The sequence below is a fragment of the Enhygromyxa salina genome (genome assembly GCF_000737335.2).
GTDB classification, from domain to species: domain Bacteria; phylum Myxococcota_A; class Polyangia; order Nannocystales; family Nannocystaceae; genus Plesiocystis; species Plesiocystis salina_C.
The window spans coordinates 1-3,031 of the sequence record NZ_JMCC02000203.1; the positions used below are offsets into that span (position 1 = coordinate 1).

Sequence of the window (3,031 nt, forward strand, 5' to 3'; positions counted from 1 at the left end):
GCGAACAGCCAGCCCCGAGGAGCGAAGCGACCAGACGCGAAGCGGCTGCAGTCGGCGAAGTCTAAGGTCGCTGTGGGGGTCAAGATTTGTTCGGTTCTTGGTACCAGGCCAGGGGCTGGATCAGGGCGTCGACGTTGTCGAGCTCGATCTTCACGCCCTTGTCCGAGAAGAACAGGTCGTTCGAGGCCAGCGGGCTGCGGCGCTGCGCGATGAACAGGATCGGCTCGGCCAAGCGGGTGTAGCCAAGCTGCACGATCGCGTTGACCAACCACCGGCCGCCGCCGTCGAAGGTCTTCTCTTCCAGCAACCGGTAGAAGCCCTCGTGGGGCAGCTTGACCAGCGTGTCGCCCCAGTTGAGCGAGTTGCTTGGGACCTTGATCCCCGGCATCTGAAACTGCCATTGGTTGTTGGTGTTCGAGACTGGCTTGAGCACGGAGGCAGGCGCAAACTCGCCATCGGTTCGGATCAGCACCAGCTGACCCGGCTCGATCTCCGACTCGTGACCAGGAAGGAACTTGGTGGTCTTGTAGATGCCCGGCTTGTACTCGAAGGCCATTCCGCGCAGACCGTACCCGACCCGCCAAACCAGGTCCACCTGCATCGCTGTTTTCACATTCTAGACTAGTGGGCAGCGATCTCCCCGCGACCCACGCGACCCATGCCGCCGCCCCAACACGCCCCGGACCCCGACAGCCTCGTCATCATCGGGGCCGGGGTGGTCGGCTGCGCGATCGCGTGGGCTGCGAGCCAGACTTTGGGGCTGTCGGGTGAGTCGACCGTGGTGCTCGAGGCGGCCGCGCGCCCGGGCACGGGGATCAGCAGCCGCAACAGTGGGGTGGTTCACGCGGGGCTGTACTACGAGCCTGGCTCGCGCAAGGCCCGAACCTGCGTCGCGGGAAACCGTCTGGTTTGGGACTGGGTCGCGGCGCGCGGGGTCGGTCACCGCCAAACGGGGAAGTTGCTGGTCGCGCGGGATGCCCAGGAGGAGGCACAGCTCGACGCGCTCGTGGACAACGCCGCGGCGAACGGAGTCGCGCTCGAGCGGGTCACGCTGGCGCAGGCCCGCGCGCTGGAACCCGCGCTGCCTCCCACGGTCCGCGCAGCGGGGTGGTCGCCGAGCTCGGGCATCGTCGACGCGCACGGTCTGGTCCGCTCACTGCAGATCGCAGCCGAGCAGGCCGGCGTATCGGTCGTGTGCTCGGCCCCCGTCACGCGCATCGAGCCGCTCGAACACGGGTTCGCCCTGACAACCCCACGCGGCAGCATGCTCGCGCGGCGGGTGATCAACGCCGCGGGGCTCGGTGCCACGCGCGTCGCCAAGCTGGTCGGTCTGACCCGCGCGATGCACTTGGCGCGCGGCGACTACTTTCGGCTGCGTCGGCAGCCGGCGTGGCGGCGGCTGATCTATCCGGTGACCGTGCCCGGCAGCCCGTCGCTTGGGGTTCACCTGACCCTCGAGCTCGACGGTGGCTGCCGACTGGGGCCGGATCTGGCGTGGGTCGAGGACCCCGAGGACTTCTCGCCCGCGCGCGGTGAGCTGCAACACGCAGGATTCTTGGCGGCAGCCCGTGCGCTGCTCGGTCCGTGTGAAGCAGGTGATCTGGTCTACGACAGCTGCGGGATCCGTCCCAAGCTGGTTGGACCAGGGGCGCCCGCCGGGGACTTCGAGATCATCGAGCACCCCCGCGGGTGCTGGCATCTGCTGGGGATCGAGTCCCCGGGCCTCACGGCAGCGCTCGCGCTCGCGCACGAGCTGATCGGCGTCCTAGACAACACCGGGCCAGCCGTCTAAACACAACCCATGTCACGTCAGCGGTTGTCCTGCGTCCTGACCTCGGCGGTGTTCGTCACGCTCGCGCTCGGTGGGTGTGACAATCCGTACCCGCCCATGCCAGAGGCGTGGGCGACCCCGCCCGTGCCAACCCACACGCCCTCGACGTCCCTGCCCACGCCGACCGCCGAGGGCGCTGGCGCCGAAGGCAGCCTGCTCGCCGCCTACGCCGAGCGCACGGCCCGGCAAGCCGATGCCTCCGACTCCTGGATGCTGCCCTTCCAGGCCAAGGCCATGATCGTCGAGCTGCTGATCGCGGCGGCCAAGGACGATCCCCAGCGCATGAACCAGCTGCTGTCCGACCACGCCCGGTGGGGTCTGCCGGATCGTCGTGAGCTGCGGGCCCGCCCGATCGCGCACGACGGGGATCCGCTCGGCCTCGAATTTCTCGAGGCGTTCCGCCAAGCAGCCTCGCGCTTCGGGGCCAAGTCGGCGTTCAGCTGTGCGCCGCTGCAGCCAGGCTGGCAGATGCTCGCGGCGACGGGGGCCGAGCCAATGTGGTGCTCGTACACGTCGGCGGACAACCTCGACATCATCGGCTTTCGCCTGATCGTCGAGAAAGGTGAGGTCGTCACCGACTACGTTGGGTTCTTCGAGCAACGCCAGCCCGTGGCGATCCGCGTGCCCGATGCTGGTCATCCGCCCAACCTGACGCCCTACGTGAAGATGCCGGTGTCGCTCTCGCTTCCGCAGCTGATGCCTGACGGCAGCAACCCGGTGATCGAGAAGAAGCCCGCGCCTGCGCCTGCGCCCGCACCTGAGCCCGAGCCCGAGCCCGAGCCCGAGCCCGAGGATGCGCCGATCCCCGTGGAGCCCGACGCGGCCAAGCAGCCAGATGACGCGGCGGCCGAGAAGCCCGCGAAAGCGCCGGCCAAGCAGCCAGACGACGAGTCGGCCGAGAAGCCCGCGAAAGCGCCGGCCAAGCAGCCAGAGGCCAAGCCCGACGACGCCGGCGAGTAGCCCTGCGACCTCCAAGGGGGGCAGGGACAGCGCCTCACTTGCCAATACAAAAGCGCGAGAAGATCGCGTGCAGCACGTCCTCACCCACGGGGCCAAGCGCCGCGCGACCGGTGATCTCGCCAAGGCAGCGCTCGGCGACAGCGAGCGACAGCGCCACCAGCTCGAGCCCCGCCGCTGCGCGCAGCAGCTCGATGTCCTTGAGGTGGCCGATCCACTGCTCGTCGATCTCGCGCAGGTACA

At 68.8% G+C, this 3,031-nt stretch carries 3 protein-coding genes and 1 pseudogene; 2 read left to right on the top strand and 2 right to left on the bottom strand.

The genetic code is table 11. From position 1 onward, the window contains the following. Positions 1-79: 79 nt before the first annotated feature. Positions 80-601 carry a hypothetical protein gene (locus DB30_RS39845; protein WP_052559267.1) on the bottom strand — a complete coding sequence of 174 codons (522 nt, stop codon included), beginning with the start codon at positions 599-601 and terminating at the stop codon, positions 80-82. Positions 602-658: 57 nt separating this feature from the next. Between DB30_RS39845 and DB30_RS39850 the strand changes: the two genes are divergently transcribed. Together DB30_RS39850 and DB30_RS39855 are read left to right on the top strand one after the other, a co-directional pair. Then, complete coding sequence (locus DB30_RS39850; RefSeq protein WP_052559269.1) at positions 659-1,792, top strand: NAD(P)/FAD-dependent oxidoreductase; 1,134 nt, start codon at positions 659-661, stop codon at positions 1,790-1,792. Positions 1,793-1,801: 9 nt separating this feature from the next. Next, positions 1,802-2,791, top strand: coding sequence for a hypothetical protein (locus DB30_RS39855; RefSeq protein WP_153258499.1), 990 nt, complete (start codon positions 1,802-1,804; stop codon positions 2,789-2,791). 34 nt (positions 2,792-2,825) lie between these two features. Here the strand turns inward: DB30_RS39855 and DB30_RS39860 are convergent. Beyond that, a pseudogene (locus tag DB30_RS39860) lies at positions 2,826-3,031 on the bottom strand (hypothetical protein); the annotation flags it as partial.

Excerpts from the sequence above, each read along its gene's own strand:
- DB30_RS39845 (WP_052559267.1), bottom strand. The coding sequence starts at position 601 with ATGCAGGTGGACCTGGTTTGGCGGGTCGGGTACGGTCTGCGCGGAATG.
- DB30_RS39850 (WP_052559269.1), top strand. The coding sequence starts at position 659 with ATGCCGCCGCCCCAACACGCCCCGGACCCCGACAGCCTCGTCATCATC.
- DB30_RS39855 (WP_153258499.1), top strand. The coding sequence starts at position 1,802 with ATGTCACGTCAGCGGTTGTCCTGCGTCCTGACCTCGGCGGTGTTCGTC.